15 protein-coding genes are annotated in these 14,745 nt (G+C 43.6%); 7 read left to right on the top strand and 8 right to left on the bottom strand.

Annotated elements, in window-relative coordinates; all coding sequences use genetic code 11:
• Positions 1 to 57: 57 nt before the first annotated feature.
• The 7 genes from A5877_RS13385 to map form a co-directional block, all read right to left on the bottom strand.
• Entirely contained in the window at positions 58 to 2,382 is a 2,325-nt protein-coding gene (locus A5877_RS13385; protein WP_086316968.1) for a heavy metal translocating P-type ATPase, read from the bottom strand.
• Positions 2,383 to 2,500: 118 nt separating this feature from the next.
• Positions 2,501 to 2,710: a copper chaperone CopZ gene (gene copZ / locus A5877_RS13380; RefSeq protein WP_005237251.1), complete on the bottom strand. Its 210-nt coding sequence runs from the start codon at positions 2,708 to 2,710 to the stop codon at positions 2,501 to 2,503.
• Positions 2,711 to 2,747: 37 nt separating this feature from the next.
• Positions 2,748 to 3,194 (bottom strand): CopY/TcrY family copper transport repressor, encoded by a 447-nt coding sequence (locus tag A5877_RS13375; RefSeq protein WP_034872472.1) that lies wholly within the window; start codon positions 3,192 to 3,194, stop codon positions 2,748 to 2,750.
• A gap of 141 nt (positions 3,195 to 3,335) precedes the next feature.
• Positions 3,336 to 4,322, bottom strand: a complete 987-nt coding sequence (locus tag A5877_RS13370) for an aldose epimerase family protein (RefSeq protein WP_086316967.1) — start codon at positions 4,320 to 4,322, stop codon at positions 3,336 to 3,338.
• Positions 4,323 to 4,608: 286 nt separating this feature from the next.
• The gene (locus A5877_RS13365) at positions 4,609 to 5,829 is read right to left on the bottom strand and encodes a glycosyltransferase family 4 protein (protein WP_086316966.1); all 1,221 of its coding nucleotides are present in this window, start codon (positions 5,827 to 5,829) and stop codon (positions 4,609 to 4,611) included.
• 19 nt (positions 5,830 to 5,848) lie between these two features.
• Positions 5,849 to 6,772, bottom strand: coding sequence for a YihY/virulence factor BrkB family protein (locus tag A5877_RS13360; protein WP_005237256.1), 924 nt, complete (start codon positions 6,770 to 6,772; stop codon positions 5,849 to 5,851).
• Between the two features lie 79 nt (positions 6,773 to 6,851).
• A complete protein-coding gene (map, locus tag A5877_RS13355; RefSeq protein WP_005228863.1) occupies positions 6,852 to 7,616 on the bottom strand; it encodes a type I methionyl aminopeptidase in 765 nt (254 codons plus the stop codon).
• Positions 7,617 to 7,792: 176 nt separating this feature from the next.
• On the opposite strand from map, the gene A5877_RS13350 reads away from it, so the two are divergent.
• On the top strand, positions 7,793 to 8,239 hold the full coding sequence (locus tag A5877_RS13350) for a flavodoxin (RefSeq protein ID WP_005237258.1): 447 nt from the start codon (positions 7,793 to 7,795) through the stop codon (positions 8,237 to 8,239).
• Between the two features lie 54 nt (positions 8,240 to 8,293).
• On the opposite strand, the gene A5877_RS13345 is transcribed toward A5877_RS13350, so the two are convergent.
• Positions 8,294 to 8,869, bottom strand: a complete 576-nt coding sequence (locus A5877_RS13345; protein WP_005228861.1) for a TetR/AcrR family transcriptional regulator — start codon at positions 8,867 to 8,869, stop codon at positions 8,294 to 8,296.
• Between the two features lie 231 nt (positions 8,870 to 9,100).
• Here A5877_RS13345 and A5877_RS13340 point away from each other — a divergent pair, with 231 nt between their 5' ends.
• The 6 genes from A5877_RS13340 to A5877_RS13315 all read left to right on the top strand — a co-directional run bounded on the left by A5877_RS13340 (position 9,101) and on the right by A5877_RS13315 (position 14,581).
• On the top strand, positions 9,101 to 10,336 hold the full coding sequence (locus A5877_RS13340; protein ID WP_005237260.1) for an aminopeptidase: 1,236 nt from the start codon (positions 9,101 to 9,103) through the stop codon (positions 10,334 to 10,336).
• A gap of 142 nt (positions 10,337 to 10,478) precedes the next feature.
• Complete coding sequence (locus A5877_RS13335) at positions 10,479 to 11,126, top strand: metal-dependent transcriptional regulator (RefSeq protein ID WP_008377371.1); 648 nt, start codon at positions 10,479 to 10,481, stop codon at positions 11,124 to 11,126.
• A gap of 9 nt (positions 11,127 to 11,135) precedes the next feature.
• Positions 11,136 to 12,662 carry a glucose-6-phosphate dehydrogenase gene (gene zwf, locus A5877_RS13330; protein ID WP_005237262.1) on the top strand — a complete coding sequence of 509 codons (1,527 nt, stop codon included), beginning with the start codon at positions 11,136 to 11,138 and terminating at the stop codon, positions 12,660 to 12,662.
• Positions 12,663 to 12,765: 103 nt separating this feature from the next.
• A complete protein-coding gene (locus tag A5877_RS13325) occupies positions 12,766 to 13,554 on the top strand; it encodes a bifunctional hydroxymethylpyrimidine kinase/phosphomethylpyrimidine kinase (protein WP_005237263.1) in 789 nt (262 codons plus the stop codon).
• Positions 13,551 to 14,030, top strand: coding sequence for an ECF transporter S component (locus A5877_RS13320; protein ID WP_005237264.1), 480 nt, complete (start codon positions 13,551 to 13,553; stop codon positions 14,028 to 14,030). Before A5877_RS13325 ends, A5877_RS13320 begins: the two co-directional genes overlap by 4 nt.
• Positions 14,031 to 14,035: 5 nt before the next feature.
• A complete protein-coding gene (locus A5877_RS13315) occupies positions 14,036 to 14,581 on the top strand; it encodes a TIGR01440 family protein (RefSeq protein WP_008377364.1) in 546 nt (181 codons plus the stop codon).
• The last annotated feature ends 164 nt before the right edge of the window (positions 14,582 to 14,745 follow it).

The following is a 14,745-nucleotide window of genomic DNA, read 5'->3' as shown; positions in this document are numbered from 1 at the left end:
CCAGAAGCAGATTATAGAGGTATTTCACTGCTCCTAGGAAAAGAAACAAAAAAGCGGCTAATCGCCGCTTTTTTCGATTGATAAGGTCATTGCATTGATGGCAACGATGATCGTACTCATAGACATCAAGACAGCTCCGACTGCTGGGTTCAAAATGATCCCGATTGGTGCGAGCACGCCAGCTGCCAAAGGAATAGCAAAAATATTGTATCCTGCGCCCCACCAGAGATTTTGAATCATCTTGCGCCTTGTTTTTTTCGCCAAAGTCAAGAAGTGCAAGATGTCTTGAGGTTCGCTATTCGTCAAAACGACATCGGCTGAATCGATCGCTACATCGGTTCCAGCTCCGATCGCAATCCCGATCGTCGCTCTTGCAAGACTTGGGGCGTCATTGATCCCATCGCCTACCATTACGACGCGCTTGCCCTCTTTGACATAGTCACTGACTAGACGTTCTTTATCGTCTGGTAACATTGCCGCATGGAAGGCTTCGATTCCTAGGTAATCGGCTACGGCTTGCGCCGCTTCTTGGTTGTCCCCAGTAGCCATAACTGGCGTGATGCCTAAGTCTTTCACTTTTTGAATAAATTGACTCGCTTCTGGTTTCACCTTATCCCCTAATGCGACGATTCCTTCCACTTTGCCGTCATGAACCAAATAGCTAATGGTATTGCCCTGCTCTTGATAATTTTTCAAGGATTTCCCTTGATACTGGATGGTTAATTGCTCCAATCCTTTTTGATTGACGATCAACCACTTTTGTCCATCGATTACGCCTTCCAGGCCAATACCCGTCCTTGTTTGAACATCAGTCGCCTTTTTGGCTGTGATGTTTTCCTTTTCTGCTTGGGCTAAAATGCCTTCTGCGATCGGATGATTGGCGGTTTTCTCAAGACCTGCTAGGTAAGCTAGTACTTCTGATGCAGAAAGGCTGCCTGTCGCCTCGATGCCAGTTACGGTAAACGTTCCTTCTGTTAACGTACCGGTCTTATCGAGGATCAGATAATCAACATGATGCGCATTCTCCAGTGCGTTGCGATTTTTTAAGAGCAAGCCGTTTTTGGCAGCGATCGATGTTGAACGAGCCACGACGAGGGGAATCGCTAGGCCTAACGCATGGGGACAGGCAATGACGAATACCGTGACCATTCGATCAAGAGCAGTCGGTAGGTCAGCAACAAACAGCCATACAGCAAAGGCCAAAACACCAGCAACTAAGGCGATATAGAACAACCATTTCGCCACTTTGTCCGAAAGTGCTTCTAAGCGGGATTTATCAGCTTGGGCTTTTCGTACCATTTCCATGACTTTTGCCAAATAGCTGTCTTCGCCAGTCCCTGTGACTTCCATCGTAATGGTACCATTGCCGTTGACAGATCCTCCAATGACAGTACTGCCGATGGTTTTAGGTACCCGTCTGGATTCACCGGTAACTGCCGACTCATCGATCGTTGTTTCCCCTTCAAGAATCGTTCCGTCTGTAGGAATCTTATCTCCTGAGCGAACGATCAGCTGTGTTTTGTTGGTCACTTCTTCTAATGGAATCTGTTCTTCTGATCCATCTGCATTTTTCCGAATCACTTCTTTTGGCAACAGTTCTGCTAATTTCTGTAATGCATTGCCGGCATTAGAAACGGCATTCATCTCGATCCAATGCCCCAACAACATGATCACGATCAGAGTCGCTAGTTCCCAGAAGAAATCCATTACATGAGGAACAGCAAGAAAATGATTAGCGATAAACGCGTAAAGACTATAAAAATAAGAAACCGTGATCCCCATAGCAATCAAAGTCATCATGGCTGGGCTTTTTTGTTTCAATTCCATTTTTGCACCACTTAAAAACGGCTGCCCCCCATAGAAAAACAGGATCGTTCCTAAAATCAATACAACCCAATCTGAGCCGGGAAACGTGAACTGAAAGGGCAATTCGATACCCATCATTGGTGATAAAATGACGATTGGAATCGCCAAAACCAAGGATAGCCAAAACTTTTGCTTAAAATTTCCCATATGCATACTATGATCCATACCAGACATCTCATGATCCATATGACTGTGATCCATGCCAGACATCTCATGATCCATGTGGCTGTGATCCATGCCAGACATCTCATGATCCATGTGGCTATGGTCCATACTGGAAACCTCATGATCCATGTGAGCATGGTTACTATCGGCGCTTTCATGCTCCTGCAGTTTTGATGTCGCCCCTTGATGATCCACCCCATTCATCTCATGGCTTCGGGGCTCAGGGACTTCCTCCGCCTGTGGGTGTGTGAGTCCTTCTTGCCCTTTATTATCCTGCTCATTCCTAGGTTCATTCCTATGATGGCTTGACGTCTGACGATTGTCTGCAGGTGACGTTTTTTTCTGATTCATCCTAGTATTCCCCTTCCTATTTCACTGAATATCCGTACAGTCTTGCGCCTTCATACAAAAGCTTCAAGCGGCTGGACTTTCTAGATTTTTCTCCTTATCACTTTAGCGTTTGCATCGCTTATTCAAAAACACCTTGATAACCAGCTTCAGTTATTGCACTGATTAAGGCTGTTTCTGTCACTTGCGACTCGTCAAATTTGACCGTCCCACGAGCTTTTTTCAAGTCGACTTTAGCTTTTTTCACACCCGGTACTTCATTTAAGGCTTTTTCAACTTTTGCGGCACAATGGGCGCAATTCATTCCGCTGATTTGCATATTTTTTTTCATTACTATTCCTCATTTCTTTTAACAGTTTGTTGGCTACTTATTTTGTTGCATGGGTTTTGCATTGGCACTGACCAGGAATACAATTACACGAAATCGCTGCTACTGGCACTTTTTGGTCGACTGCTGCTTGGAGCATCGCCAAATCTTCTGCCGTCAATGCTGCTTCTTGGATCATTTCTGCTAATGTTTGTCCGACTTTTTTGGCACAAATATGAGAAAAAAGATTCTCAACTGCACTGCGAACAGTGGCTTCTTCTGAAACAAGTGGCGAGTAAACAAACTTTTTCCCTTGGCTTTCTGTTTTCAATACGCCTTTTTTAACAAGTCGTCCTAAAAGCGTTTTGACTGTCGCTGCTTTCCAATTTTTATTTTCGCTTAACAAAGCGGTGATCTCTTTCGCATCGGATTGTCCCAATGTCCAAATCACACGCATGACTTCCCATTCAGAATCGCTGATTTTGATTGGTTCGACCACTGATTGCATTTGTCCACTTCCTTTCATAACTGATTCACATTTTTAAGTTTACATCTGTAATCGTATTTTGTCAAAAAAAAGCATCGCCAAACTTTCTGCATTTTGGCAATGCTTTTTTCTATTTCGTTAAAAATGGTTTGGTTCCAACGTTTAAAAGTGGACCTGATACGTCGTCACAGAGTGGAAGGGTTCTTCTGGGCGCAGCACGATCTCACCAAAGTGGGTGAATTTCTCAGAGCCAGGAACACCTTGTGTTTCGATCGCCATTCCGCCATGTTTGGCAAAAGGACCGGTCTTCATTGGGGCCCCAGCTTCTCCCTCACCTGTTGTGTAAATAACAACAGCAGGACGGTCAGTAGTAACAGTCAGCTGCACTTTTTGATCGGGACTGGTTACTTTCAGATCCCACTCTTGCTCATGATCCAATAAGAATGGATCATCCAACATGGTCGTTCCCATTGGGCGTTCTTGTCTAAAATCAAACTTTGTGCCTGCGACAGGCGTTTTTTCACCGGTGGTCGTCACGTCATCGTTCGTTTCAGCCACATGTTCGGCATTGATTTGAACCAAGTGGTCATCGATCGGCTGTTGGGTATCACCTGTCAAATTGAAATAACCGTGGTTCGTTGGGTTAAATAAAGTCGCTTTGTCTGTGTTAGCGTCATATGCAAGCAATAGTTCATTGACATTAGTCAACGTATAGGTGACTTGAAAACGAACATTTCCTGGAAAGCCGCCGTCGCCATCTTGTCGTGAGGTAGTAAAAATCACGCCGGCTCTGTCTGCTTCCTCAAAAGTTTCAGCGATCCAGATATCCGTGTCAAGCCCCTTTGAACCACCATGAAGCGTATTGCCGCCATCATTGTCCTCCGTTTGGTATTCTTGCCCCTCAACCTCAAAGCGGGTACCTGCGATCCTTCCCGCTACTGGACCGATCGTTGCACCATAATAGCGTGCTTGGCGATGTCCTTCGATCGTATCATAACCGACCACAATGTCGCGGCCTTCTTCTACTGGAACGACCCAATCCAATAAGCGTGCGCCTTCGGGACTCAGCCTTACGATGGTACCGCTATCATTGGAAAGCTCATAAATCGTTCCCATTTTTTCTGAGGTCGTTTGTTTCACATTTGGCATTCGTTCATATCCTTCTTTCTTTGTTTAGTCTGCTACTCTTTTTAAGTATAGCCGTTAAGGGCTAGATCCGTCAATTCAAGACGGACGGATTCAGTAGGCATTCATTTTATGCCGGGCCGTCTTCACACAAATAAAAAGCGGCAAGAATGCCCAACTGGTTGATTGAATCATGGTCAGCTGATCGTGAGAGAAAGTACTAGGAGAAGCGCTGGCTGCTCCTGTCTTTTCTTCAATAATCAATCACATTCGCTTCGCCTGTTGGGCTCCTATGCCGCAATTGTATCGTTTATTTTTTGTGTTTTGCTTGGTAATGTTTTCTCTTTCGTCGCTTTTCTTTGATTTGAGAAGCACTGGAAGCCAAATCCTCGCTTTCCTCTTCTTGCTTGTCTTGTCTTTTTTCCGCACGTGCCATGAGGACTTTTTGCCTGAATCGACGGTTTCCAAGGAATTTCAGTGCGCACATCAATGGTTGACGATTTTCTCCAACCAAACCAATCAATTCGATAAACAATTCAATGCCGAAGCCTGTACTGATGATCAGTAAAATGATTGCTGTGTTGCTGGCATAATTCATCAATAATGCAATAAATGAAAATACCATTGCCAAGGCATAGATCGTCAAAACTGTTCCTCGATGGGTAAACCCTAAGGAAAGTAAGCGGTGATGCAAGTGCATTTTATCCGCTGATGAGATCTTTTGCTTATTGAATTTTCTACGAATCATGGCATAGACGGTATCAGTGATCGGTACCCCTAAAATCAACATCGGGGTGATCACTGTAATGAAGGTCGCATTTTTTAACCCTTGCAACGATAAGACGGAGATCATAAAACCTAGAAAAAGTGCCCCAGTATCCCCTAAAAAAATCGTAGCTGGATAAAAATTGTAAGGAAAAAAACCAACGATTGCGGCAATTAATGTAAAGATCACCATTGGTACTTCAACTGAATTTGGTAAAAAGAAATAACTGATGATCCCAATGGTCGTCAGACTGATAATGGAGACCCCACTCGCTAGACCGTCCAAACCATCAATCAAGTTGACCGCATTTGTGATCGCCAAAACCCACAAGATCGTCATAGGCAATCCAAGCCAGCCCAAATCAAAAACCCCGAGATAAGGGATCGAAACCGTACTGATTTTGATGCCGGCAACAAAATAGATCTCCAAAGCCGCTAACGTCAAGCCTAGCGTTTTTTGCATAGGAGTCAACTCGAAGATATCATCCAATAATCCAGTAACTACGACGATAGCTGCCCCTAAAAGCATCGGCCAGACGTAGTCAAAGGGAATCATTGCGCGAAATTCCCAAAGCAATGCAAAAGAGAAGGAGAGGAAGATGCTTAATCCCCCTGCGGTCGGCATTGTTTTGGTATTGATTCGGCGATCTCCTGGTCGATCGACTGCGCCGATCTTAAAAGAGATCAATTTAATGATCGGTGTTAGGATTAAAGACACGATCATTGTTATAAATAAGCGCATTACAAATTTGAATGCAAAATCCATCGTTTATTCTCGCTTTCCGTTATTTCTCTTTATTGGTAAATGTATCTTCGATTTTCGAAGAAATCCGCTGAACAGGATCTGTTCGTTCTTTGATCTCTTGTCCTGATACATACTCTTCTACCACTGCGTTGATGATTCCACCCAAGATAATAATCGTCGCAGCAAGATTCAACCAGATCATTAAAACAATAAAACTTCCAATAATTTGATAGCCAATGATTTTCGCAGCAAAGTAACGGGCGTATAAGCCAAACACTTGTGACAGCAACATCCAGCCAATCGTTGCAAAGATCGCCCCCGGCAAAGTCGAACGCAACTTGACCTTTGCATTAGGCACTAACCAATAGATCAGCATCATGATAAACAGCAAAGCAACGATCGTGACTGGCCATTTGACTGTTTGGAACGTATCGATCAGATTGTCTTGAAACTTAAAAATCGGCTGCAAAAAATCAAGAATGATTTTTCCAAGCCCAAATACCATCGTAACCCCAACGATCGCAATCATAAAGAGCAGGATGATCACAAACGATACTGCGCGCACCACGATAAAATTGGAACGCTGGTCCACACCGAAGGCTTTGTTCATCGCAATTTGCAAGGCATTGATACTTTGACTCGCGGACCACAACGCCGCTAAAGCGGAGATCGACAACAATCCACCAGAGCTTGTGGTGAGGAGATTTTCGATCGCTGGGCCGATAAAATCATAGATTTGATTCGGGATCAATTCCTGTACATAAGATAAAACCGTGTTCGGATCAATTGATAAATAAGGCAAAAGATTCCCCAGCGCAATCATTAACGGGAAAAGTGAAAGCAATAAATAGTAGGCCACGACGACCGAAGTGGTCCCCATTTCTGAATCAGTTATTCTATTTTGCGTCGTTTCGATGAAACGCATCAGCTTTTGATTGCTTTTTACTTTATCAACGATTTTCATGTTTCTTCCTCCGCCAGCGAATCATCTGCCTTTTTTTCTTTGTCATACGTAACAACCAGAAGTCTCCTACTTATAAAATTTAGTAGGTTCCTTCTTCTCCTTGAGAAGTTAAAATTCTCGGACCTTCTTTGGTGATCGCCAAACTATGTTCATATTGGCAGCTTAAGCCGCCATCTAATGTATAGGCGGTCCAGCCATTAGGATCCATTTTCATTTTCCACGTCCCTGTATTGATCATAGGTTCGATGGTAATAACCATTCCTTCTTTTAAACGTAACCCTTTGCCGGCTTCTCCGTAGTGAGGGATCATCGGACTTTCATGGATCGTTGGGCCAATGCCGTGTCCTACGAAATCACGCACAACCCCGTACCCTTCTTTTTCCGCATAGGTTTGAATGGCATGACCGATGTCACCGATTCGGTTACCCACTTGCGCTTGTTCGATTCCTAGATACAATGCTTTTTTGGTTACTTCCATTAATCGATCAATCTCAGGCGTCGAGTTCCCTACGACATAACTCCAACAAGAATCAGAAATGGCGCCTTTTAAATCAATACACATGTCGACTTTGATTAGATCGCCGTCTTTCAATGGTTTTTTTCGAGGAAATCCGTGACAAATCTCATCATTGATACTGCAGCAAGTGGCATATTTGTAATCTTCAAAACCAATTTGGGCAGCGATGCCGCCGTGGCTTTCAATATAATCTCTGACAAACACTTCGATATCCCAACTCGTGATACCTGGTTTGATGAAACTGCGTAATTGTTTGTGGACATCTGCTAACAGCGCGCCGGATTCGGCCATGCGGTCAATTTCTCTGGCAGATTTTAATGTAATCATGTTCTCGTCTCCCTTAATTAAATTCCTCTTATTTTACCATAGAAATCCCTTATTTTACAAAATTCACAGACATTGTAAAGAGTTTTTCAAGTTTTGTTTTCAAACTTTCGTGCATTTGCTATAATCTGTAAGAGAGTTTTCCTTGAGAATAGGAATGAGATTGGAGGAAAAAGCCCATGGCTTTAGCAAAAATCGTCTATGCAAGCATGACGGGGAATACGGAAGAAATTGCGGATATCGTTTCTGAAGCCCTTGAAAATCTTGACATGGAAGTAGAAATGAATGAGTGTACCCAAGTGGATGCAGATGACTTTGAAGATGCCGATATCTGTATCGTCGCAACGTATACATATGGAGACGGGGAGCTACCGGATGAGATCGTCGATTTTTATGAAGATTTGCAAGAACTTGATTTAAGCGGCAAAATCTTTGGAGTCTGCGGCTCCGGTGATACTTTTTATGATGACTTTTGTAAATCGGTTGACGACTTTGAAGCCGCCTTTAGCAAAACTGGTGCGACAAAAGGAGCTGACAGCGTCAAAGTTGACTTGGCTGCAGAAGAAGACGATATTCAAAACTTAGAAGCCTTTGCCAAAAAACTAGCAGAAGCATTCGCTGAATAAAACAAGAAAACCTCTGACAAAATCAATTGATTCTGTCAGAGGTTTATTGTTTGCTTAATGATAACTGATATCGATGGGTGTTTCTCTTGCTAAAATATTATCGGTGGTTTCCGTCATCAGCTTAGCAATCTGATCTTCTGTCGGATGAATGATTCCCGAAGACATCAATGCCGCTAAGCCGGTAGCGACGATCCAGACACCGGTGTGCAAAGATTGTAATTTTACATCAGATAGATCTTGATATTTTGGTTCTTTTTTCACTGATTTCACAAAAAGGTCAAATGAAAACTGTTGCATGGAATCCCCACCACCATGCTCTTCTAAGTATAGCGCTCGGTATAATCGTTTTTCTTTATTTGCAAAGCCAATATAATTTAGCGTTAAGTCAACGATGACATCTCCCCGTCTTTCAACTGGAAAAACTTCTGTCGCTAAGTAGTCGTAAATCTGATTGATCAATGCATTTTTTAAGTCATCCATATTTTTAAATTCTAAGTAGATCGGTTGCGTTGAACATTTCATCTTCGCTGCGATATTGCGTGCGGTAAAACGTGTAAATCCTTCGGTTGCGACAACTTCATAGGCAGCTTTTAAAATCTGGTCTCTAGTAATAGTTTTCTTTCTTGCCATAATTTTTTAATCTCCTTAATTCTGCTATACATCGCTTTCAGAAATACCTTTTACTTATTGTATCATGTTTTTTTAAGTTTGCAAAAAAACTTTTAAATTTATTGCCCTTAGTGTTTCCAGTTTTTCAATTTGAAGACCACTGTTTTTTTGCTCACTTTTTCGTTTGTTTTCAAAAATACTTAGTGCTATCATGAAGACAGTTATAAATTTAGAATAAATGGAGGAATTTTAATGGTTTTACCAAACTTTAATCAGAACCTTGAAAAATATGCCCAACTGATCACTGAAGTTGGCGTAAATGTCCAAAAAGGGCACACGATCGTCATCCAAATCGCCGTGGACCAAGCACCTTTAGCTCGCCTATTAACGAAAAAAGCGTATGAATTAGGTGCAGACGAAGTAATCGTCCAATGGACCGACGATGAGATCCAAAAAGAATTTCTGACTCATGCGGCCGAAGATCGTTTGTCTACGATTCCTCAGCACAAAATTGATCAAACGGAAGACTGGGTTGAAAAAGGTGCCAGCCGTATCAGTGTCGTTTCCGCGAATCCAGATGCGTTAGCGGGCGTCGACTCAGACCGAGTGGCAACCTTCCAAGCAGCTTCTGGTAAAGCGATGATGAAATTGCGTCAAGCAACACAAGCCAACAAAGTCAGCTGGACTGTGGTTGCGGCGGCTGGTCAAGATTGGGCCCAAAAAGTATTCCCTGATGCTTCCCCTGAAGAAGCACAAGACAAGCTTTGGGATCAAATTTTCAAAACGACGCGTATCTATGAAGAAGATCCTGTCGCAGCTTGGAAAAAACACGATGAAACCTTGCAAGTTAAAGCCGAAGAATTAAACAAAGAACAATTCAGTGCTCTGCACTATACGGCACCTGGTACCGATTTGATCATCGGTTTGCCTAAAAACCACTTGTGGGAAGGTGCTGGCAGTTACAATACCCGCAATGAAAAATTCATGGCGAACATGCCAACAGAAGAAGTCTTTACTGCCCCAGATAATCGTCGCATTGATGGCTATATTTCAAGTACGAAACCATTGAGCTACGCAGGCACCATCATCTCTGGGATGAAGTTCACCTTCAAAGACGGCAAAGTCGTGGACTTTTCTGCGGAACAGGGCGAAGAAGTGTTAGGCAAACTGCTAGCAATCGATGAAGGAGCAAAATCTTTAGGTGAAGTCGCATTAGTTCCTGATCCTTCCCCTATCTCACAATCCGGCATCATCTTCTTCAATACGTTGTTCGATGAAAATGCCTCAAACCACTTGGCTTTAGGATCCGCTTATGCCTTCAGCTTGCAAGGCGGCACTGAGATGAGTGAAGAAGAACTGGCAGCTGCTGGTTTGAACCGCAGCCAAACCCACGTAGATTTCATGGTTGGCTCTGACCAAATGTCCATCGATGGCATCAGAGAAGATGGCACCACGATTCCTGTCTTTCGCAATGGTGACTGGGCTTAATAAAAAAAGGCTGAGGTGGAGTTGCTCCCCTCGGCCTTCTTTTACATAGAATATTGGAAACCGGCGGGTTTTTTCGTAGTAATCAGCCGGCTTTTTTGATAAAATCTACTTTGATAGTCTTTGATAAGAGAGGATGGATCCGATGACACCAAATCGTGAAGATTATTTAAAGCTCATCTTGGAGCTTGGTGGTGACCAAAAGAAAATCAATAACAAACAAATCGTGTCAGGTCTGGACGTCTCAGCAGCTTCAGTAAGTGAAATGATTTCAAAATTATTAAAAGAAGGCTTAGTGGAACATTCACCTTATCAAGGGGTACAGTTGACTGAAACTGGTTTAGCTTCTGCAAGTGCTCTGATCCGCAAGCATCGTTTATGGGAAGTCTTTCTTGTGGAGCACCTGCATTACTCATGGAATGAAGTTCATGATGACGCAGAAGTTTTAGAACACGTCACCTCGGAAACACTGGCGAGCCGCTTAGAAGCCTACCTTGATCATCCTCGGTATTGCCCACATGGCGGAATGATCCCCGAACAAGGAGAACTCATTCACGAAGGCGAAAAAAACACCATGAGTTCCTACCCGGTAGGAACCAAGATTCGTATCGCCCGTGTCCTTGATGAACGAGAACTGCTGGATTACCTTGTTTCGATCCAATTGAATATTCATGAAGAATACGAGATCATCGATGCGGCAGCATACGAGGGTCCGATTACGATCAAAAATGACACAAAAGAAATTGCTGTCAGCTACAAAGCCGCCAGCACGATTTTTGTTGATAAACTGTAAGGAGTGAAGATGATGGAAAAAAAGGTCCTTTTTACGATTTTTGGCGGTACGGGCGACCTTGCCCAACGCAAACTATACCCTTCTTTGTTTCGGTTGTACAAAAAAGGCGATTTGAAAGAAGATTTTGCAGTCATCGGTACTGCTCGCCGTCCTTGGTCGGATGAACACTATCGTGAAGTGGTGATAGGTACAATCAAAGAGTTGAGTGACTCACAAGAACAAGCAGAGACATTCGCTTCTCATTTCTACTACCAATCACATGATGTAACAGATACGAGTCATTATGATTCATTAAAGGATTTGGCGGAAACCTTAGATCAGAAATACCATTTAGAAGGCAATCAGATTTTTTACTTAGCAATGTCCCCTAATTTCTTTGGGACGATCGTTTCTCACTTGAAATCCCAAGGAATGCTGGATACTGACGGCTACCATCGAGTGATCATCGAAAAACCATTTGGAAGCGACTACGACTCAGCAAAAGAATTGAATGAAGAGATCAATCAAGTCTTTACAGAGCAAGAAATCTACCGGATCGATCATTATTTAGGAAAAGAAATGATCCAAAACATTTCTGCGATTCGTTTTGCCAATAACATTTTTGAGTCGATGTGGAACAATCGGTACATTGACAATGTTCAGATCAATATCGCAGAAAACTTAGGTGTTGAAGAACGCGGTGGGTATTATGATAAGAGCGGCGCCTTGAAAGATATGGTCCAAAACCATATTCTGCAGATCCTTTCCTTATTAGCCATGGAACCGCCAGTGGCTTTTTCTGAAAAAGAATTACGGACGGAAAAAATCAAAGCCTTAAATGCGATCCGTATTTACTCCGAAGAAGAAGTGAAACAACACTTCGTTCGTGGTCAATACGCCAAAGGGCAATTAGAAGATAAGGAATTTGCTGGCTACCGAGAAGAAGCCAATGTCGATGAAGAATCGGCAACTGAAACCTTCGTTGCTGGAAAATTCTTGATCGACAACTTCCGCTGGTCCGGCGTACCATTTTATGTGCGCACTGGGAAACGGTTGACGGAAAAAGGCACTCGCATCAACATTGTCTTTAAACAAGTCCCAGTCAATGTCTTTAAGCAAGACCTAAATGAACAAAAGCAAATCGAGAGTTTGGCACCGAATGTGCTGACGATTTACATTCAACCGACGGAAGGCTTCTCTCTTTCCTTGAACGGAAAAGAAATTGGCCAAGGGTTTGAGACATTGCCAGTGAAGCTCGATTACCGAAATAGTACTGAAATCGTCGAAAACACCCCTGAAGCTTACGAAAAACTGATTCTAGATGCCTTGAACGGTGATGGCACTAACTTTACCCACTGGGATGAAGTTGCCCAATCTTGGCGCATCGTTGATGTGATCCGTCACGCTTGGGACCAAGAAACACCTGATTTTCCAAACTATGCCGCAGGAACGATGGGCCCCCAAGCAGCCTATGATCTCTTAGCTGCCGATGGCTTTGAATGGATCTGGCGTCCCGATGAATGGTATCGTGAGCGAGATTTACTAAATGAGAAATAAGCAAATGGTCAATTGGATGAGGAAAAAACATCCAATTGGCCGTTTTTCTTTTTTACCGACTGTTTATAATAGAAAGAAATGAGAAACGAAAGGAGCAGCAGACATGAAACAAGTCTTATCGATCGCCGGTCTCGACAGTTTGGCAGGTGGCGGCATGACGGCTGATTTGAAAACATTTGAGGAATTCGGGGTGTTTGGCCATGCCCTATTAACATGTGTGGTCGCCATCAAGGATGATCTTATGTTCCATGATCTCCCTGAGCCTGTGATCCAAGCACAGCTGGATTCACTGCGCTCGGTCGTATCCCTAGATGCAATCAAAATCGGGCTGCTTCACCAAACGGCCATCATTGAATTGCTGCGGGATTTTTTACAAACATTTACCGGACCGATCGTGCTCGATCCAGTTCTTGCCTTTAAAGAAGGAGATACTGCCTTTAACCACTCCTATCAAGCAGGATTGATCTCATTGTTTCCTTACACAGCATTAGTGACACCTAATCTGCTCGAAGCACAACACTTATCTGGACAAAGCATTACCTCTTTAGCAGAGATGAAAACGGCGGCAAAAAAAATCCATGCGCTTGGTGCCCCAAATGTTCTGATCAAAGGTGGCAGTCGACTAACTGGGGAAACAGCCTATGATGTTTTGTATCAAGAAGGACAATTTACCGTTTTTGAGGCAGAAAAAAGTACGCGAACCACAACCAACGGTGCTGGCTGTACCCTCTCATCAGCGATTGCCGCAATGCTTGCTAAAGGCACTTCGTTGGAAGCAGCTATCCAAACCGCAAAAGCATTTGTTTGGGCAGGGATCGAAGACGGTCTGCCTTTAGGAACCTCTGGCAACGTCAATCAGCTCGCCTATTTTAAAAAGGAGGAACACCTATGAAAGTAAGAAACCTAACCATGATCGCTATGCTGACGGCACTTACCTGTGCACTTTCTTTGACCTTTATCATTCCTGTTCCACAAACGAAGGGCTTTGTGACCTTATGTGAAGCAGGGATCTATATCTCGGCCCTTTTGTTCGGACCTAGCGCCGGGGCCTTCGTAGGCGGAATGAGCGGTGGCATCATTGATTTTCTATCAGGCTATCCTGAATGGGCCTTCTTTTCCATTGTGATCCATGGTGTACAAGGCTGGATCGTGGGTAGAATGAACCATCGACCACTAGCAGCCGTTATTGTTGGCAGCTTGATCATGATTGCCGGCTATGCAGCAGCAACAGTTTTACTATTCGGTTTAGGGGCAGGGATCGCCTCAGTTCCAAGTAATTTGATCCAAACGGTCTTTGGCAGCATCGTTGCTTTACCGCTGACCCATGCCTTACGCCGCACGAAAAAGTTTTCTTTAAATGAAAGGTGATTCTCATGACAGATATCAATCAATTAAAAACGGATTTAACTACAATCGTTGAAGAAGTCATTACGACAGCGAACGTTGATGAAAATGATCTTTTTGTTCTCGGCTGTTCAACAAGTGAAGTGGTTGGTGGCTTGATTGGCAAAAATTCCAGTCAAGAAGTAGGCATGGTTATCGTTGAAACACTACGAGCGATTTTGCGTCCCAAAAATATTCATTTAGCCGTTCAAGGCTGTGAACATCTCAATCGGGCTTTAGCCGTTGAGCGTGAAACGGCTCGACTATATCAATTAGAAGAAGTCGCAGTAGTGCCCCAGCTGCATGCAGGCGGTGCTTGCTCAGTTGCGGCTTTCCAGCTGTTCGATGAGCCTATTGAAGTGGAGCACATAGTGGCAAAAGCTGGCATCGATATTGGTGACACAGCGATCGGCATGCATGTCAAACATGTTCAAATCCCGATCCGTCCCTCTATCAAGACCCTTGGCGCTGCCCATGTCACAGCTCTGGGATCACGGCCCAAATATATCGGTGGTCCTCGTGCTCATTACGCATAATAAGCGAATCGTATAATGAGCGAAAAACCATCTTCAAAAGGAAAAAGCATGCTTCGGCGTGCTTTTTTTGTGTCAACGTTCCTGCTATTGCCTCTCCTTTCCTTCCTTAAATGTGCTCTCCTTTCACTATTTTCTCCGCTCCATCTTATGGCAGCTTTTTCTAC

Source organism: Enterococcus sp. 3C7_DIV0644 (assembly GCF_002141235.1).
GTDB classification, from domain to species: Bacteria; Bacillota; Bacilli; order Lactobacillales; family Enterococcaceae; genus Enterococcus_D; species Enterococcus_D entomosocium.
Note: the sequence above shows the minus strand (reverse complement) of the source record. Positions and strands in the feature narration are given on the sequence as shown.

Coding starts and splice junctions, on each gene's coding strand:
- A5877_RS13385 (WP_086316968.1), bottom strand. CDS start 2,382: ATGAATCAGAAAAAAACGTCACCTGCAGACAATCGTCAGACGTCAAGC.
- copZ (WP_005237251.1), bottom strand. CDS start 2,710: ATGAAAAAAAATATGCAAATCAGCGGAATGAATTGCGCCCATTGTGCC.
- A5877_RS13375 (WP_034872472.1), bottom strand. CDS start 3,194: ATGCAATCAGTGGTCGAACCAATCAAAATCAGCGATTCTGAATGGGAA.
- A5877_RS13370 (WP_086316967.1), bottom strand. CDS start 4,322: ATGCCAAATGTGAAACAAACGACCTCAGAAAAAATGGGAACGATTTAT.
- A5877_RS13365 (WP_086316966.1), bottom strand. CDS start 5,829: ATGGATTTTGCATTCAAATTTGTAATGCGCTTATTTATAACAATGATC.
- A5877_RS13360 (WP_005237256.1), bottom strand. CDS start 6,772: ATGAAAATCGTTGATAAAGTAAAAAGCAATCAAAAGCTGATGCGTTTC.
- map (WP_005228863.1), bottom strand. CDS start 7,616: ATGATTACATTAAAATCTGCCAGAGAAATTGACCGCATGGCCGAATCC.
- A5877_RS13350 (WP_005237258.1), top strand. CDS start 7,793: ATGGCTTTAGCAAAAATCGTCTATGCAAGCATGACGGGGAATACGGAA.
- A5877_RS13345 (WP_005228861.1), bottom strand. CDS start 8,869: ATGGCAAGAAAGAAAACTATTACTAGAGACCAGATTTTAAAAGCTGCC.
- A5877_RS13340 (WP_005237260.1), top strand. CDS start 9,101: ATGGTTTTACCAAACTTTAATCAGAACCTTGAAAAATATGCCCAACTG.
- A5877_RS13335 (WP_008377371.1), top strand. CDS start 10,479: ATGACACCAAATCGTGAAGATTATTTAAAGCTCATCTTGGAGCTTGGT.
- zwf (WP_005237262.1), top strand. CDS start 11,136: ATGATGGAAAAAAAGGTCCTTTTTACGATTTTTGGCGGTACGGGCGAC.
- A5877_RS13325 (WP_005237263.1), top strand. CDS start 12,766: ATGAAACAAGTCTTATCGATCGCCGGTCTCGACAGTTTGGCAGGTGGC.
- A5877_RS13320 (WP_005237264.1), top strand. CDS start 13,551: ATGAAAGTAAGAAACCTAACCATGATCGCTATGCTGACGGCACTTACC.
- A5877_RS13315 (WP_008377364.1), top strand. CDS start 14,036: ATGACAGATATCAATCAATTAAAAACGGATTTAACTACAATCGTTGAA.